Source organism: Streptomyces sp. NPDC057543 (assembly GCF_042801895.1).
GTDB lineage: Bacteria > Actinomycetota > Actinomycetes > Streptomycetales > Streptomycetaceae > Streptomyces.
In genome coordinates, this window is record NZ_JBHVFF010000523.1 from 1 (window position 1) to 2739 (window position 2739).

Genomic DNA, 2739 nt, shown 5'->3' on the forward strand with positions numbered 1-2739 from the left:
GACGTACGTGGCGGGCGGCTGGGAGCCCGGCTGGGAGGGGCTGAGGGCCCTCAAGGACAGGACGCTGGACGTGGATCTGCTGATGGTCGTCGCCGCCCTCGGGGCGGCGGCGATCGGGCAGGTGCTGGACGGTGCCCTGCTGATCGTCATCTTCGCCACGTCGGGCGCCTTGGAGGCCTTCGCCACCGCACGGACCGCCGACTCGGTGCGCGGCCTGCTCGACCTCGCCCCCGCCACGGCGGCCCGCCTCGGCGACGGCGATGCCGAAGAGACCGTGCCCACTGCGCAGTTGAGGGTCGGGGACGTGATCCTGGTGCGTCCCGGTGAGCGCGTCGGCGCCGACGGCCGGGTCCTCGACGGGGCCAGTGAGGTCGACCAGGCGACCATCACCGGCGAGCCGCTGCCGGTGACCAAGGAGCAGGGCGACGAGGTCTTCGCCGGGACGCTGAACGGCACCGGGGCGCTACGGGTCACGGTGGAGCGTGACCCGTCCGATTCGGTGATCGCCCGGATCGTCGCCATGGTCGAGGAGGCCTCCGGGACGAAGGCCCCCACGCAGCTGTTTATCGAAAAGGTCGAACAGCGGTACTCCATCGGCATGGTGGCGGCCACCCTCGCCCTGTTCACCCTGCCCCTCGCCTTCGGCGCGGACCTGCAGCCGACGCTGCTCCGGGCGATGACCTTCATGATCGTGGCGTCTCCGTGCGCCGTGGTCCTGGCCACCATGCCGCCGCTGCTGTCCGCGATCGCCAACGCCGGACGGCACGGTGTGCTGATCAAGTCCGCCGTCGTGATGGAGCGCCTGGGACAGATCGACGCCGTGGCCCTCGACAAGACCGGCACTCTGACCGAAGGCACCCCACACGTCACCGACATCCGCCCCCTGGCCGCCCCCGGCCTGACCACGGACACCCTGCTCACCCTCGCGGCGGCGGCCGAGCACCCCAGCGAGCACCCTCTTGCGCGGGCCGTCACCGACTCGGCCCGGACGCGCGGTCTCGCGCTGCCCGCCGTGAAGGACTTCGTCTCCACCCCCGGCACCGGCGTCACCGCGACGGTGGACGGCCGCAGCGTCGCCGTCGGCAGCCCTGCCCGTCTGCTGGACGGCCGCCCGCACGAAGGAGCCGCCGAACTCGCCGCACAACTGGAGGAAGACGGCCGTACCGCGGTGCTGGTCGTTCTCGACGGCACACCCGTCGGCGCTCTGGGCATCGCCGACCGACTGCGCACCGACGCCCCGGAAACCGTCACCCGCCTCACCGCCCTCACCGGCACCACACCGGTGCTGGTCACCGGCGACAATCCGCGCGCCGCCGCTCGCCTGGGTACCGAGGCCGGGATCGGCGACGTCCGGGCCGGTCTGCTGCCACAGGACAAGGTGCGCGCGGTCAAGGAGCTGGAGAGCGCCGGACGGAAGGTCCTCGTGGTCGGGGACGGGGTCAACGATGCCCCGGCACTGGCCGCCGCCCACACCGGTATCGCCATGGGCAGAGCCGGTTCCGACCTCGCCCTGGAGACCGCCGACGCCGTCGTCGTCCGCGACGAACTCGCCACCATCCCCACCGCGGTGGCGCTCTCGCGCCGGTGCCGCCGACTTGTGGCGCAGAACCTGGTGATCGCGGCCGTCTTCATCACCGGCCTTGTCATCTGGGACCTGACCGGCACGCTGCCGCTGCCGCTCGGCGTCGCCGGGCACGAGGGCTCCACCGTCATCGTCGGCCTCAACGGACTGCGCCTGCTGCGCGACGCCGCCTGGACGCGCGCCCGCAACGACGGGTGAGCCACCGCGCCTCGGGTGCCCGGGCCCGCCGTCCTCGTCCGCGCCCCGCACGAGCGGGTAGTCCTACCGAGTTCCGTACGTGTGCGGACAATTCCGAGGGCTCGGCGGCCGAGCACGTCGCCCCGGCGGTGCCAGGTGCGACGGCACGGGTGTGACAGGACGGGGGAACCCGGTGGGGGTATCGTCGGGCTGGTACCGCAGGACTCGTACGACCGGGAATTCGAGGCAGCCGTGGATCGCAGCCGGACGCGCACACCGGGTATGCCCCGGCTGCTCGTGCTGTGTGCCGTCCTGTGCGGGCTGTTCCTCATGCACGGGGCCCCGGCGAGCGCCGCCGAGGGCTGTCACGGTGGCATGGCCGTGGCCTCGGAACCACCCATGGCCATGCCGGCCGGTGCCGCCCATACGGCCGTGTCGGAGGAACGGGGCATCCCCCGGGCGGACGCCACCGTGACCGGGATGAACGGCGAGTCGTGCGTATCCACCCACGCCCGCGACCGGCTGCTGCCGCTCTTGATGGCGCTGGGTCTCGTGATCCTGGTCGTGCGGGTGCTCGGGCGGCTGCGTCCGGCGGTGCGAGGACCTGCACGGCGGGGACCGCCCTTCGCCGGCAGAGAACTACTGCTCCAGGTGTGCGTAGCGCGGACGTGACGGGTGTCCGCCGGTTCCGGCCCTACGGCCGGGCCGGCCCGAGCATCCTGTCCGTTTCGCGCGCCACCGACGTGGCGCGATCCACCTGGAAAGAACGTGTGATGTCCGTTTCCCTGCATTCCGCTGCCCGTCGCCGCACGCTCGCGGCCGTCGGCACCGTCGCCGCACTCGCCCTGACGCTGGCGGCCTGTGGCTCCTCCGAAGGCTCCGACTCCGACGGCTCGTCCATGCCCGGCATGGACCACGGCTCCGCCGGCGCCTCCGCACCGGCCACCCCCCGCGCCGCGTTCAGCGACGCGGATGTGAAG

The 2739-nt window shown here is 72.8% G+C and carries 2 protein-coding genes and 1 pseudogene; all 3 read left to right on the forward strand.

Annotated features, from left to right (window positions below; all coding sequences use genetic code 11):
* A partial coding sequence (locus tag ACFU8Q_RS40820) for a heavy metal translocating P-type ATPase (RefSeq protein WP_384465091.1) occupies nucleotides 1-1780 on the forward strand: 1780 nt, incomplete at its 5' end.
* A 261-nt stretch (nucleotides 1781-2041) separates the two neighbouring features.
* Nucleotides 2042-2431: a hypothetical protein gene (locus ACFU8Q_RS40825; protein ID WP_384465094.1), complete on the forward strand. Its 390-nt coding sequence runs from the start codon at nucleotides 2042-2044 to the stop codon at nucleotides 2429-2431.
* 101 nt (nucleotides 2432-2532) lie between these two features.
* Nucleotides 2533-2739: pseudogene (locus tag ACFU8Q_RS40830) on the forward strand (hypothetical protein); the annotation flags it as partial.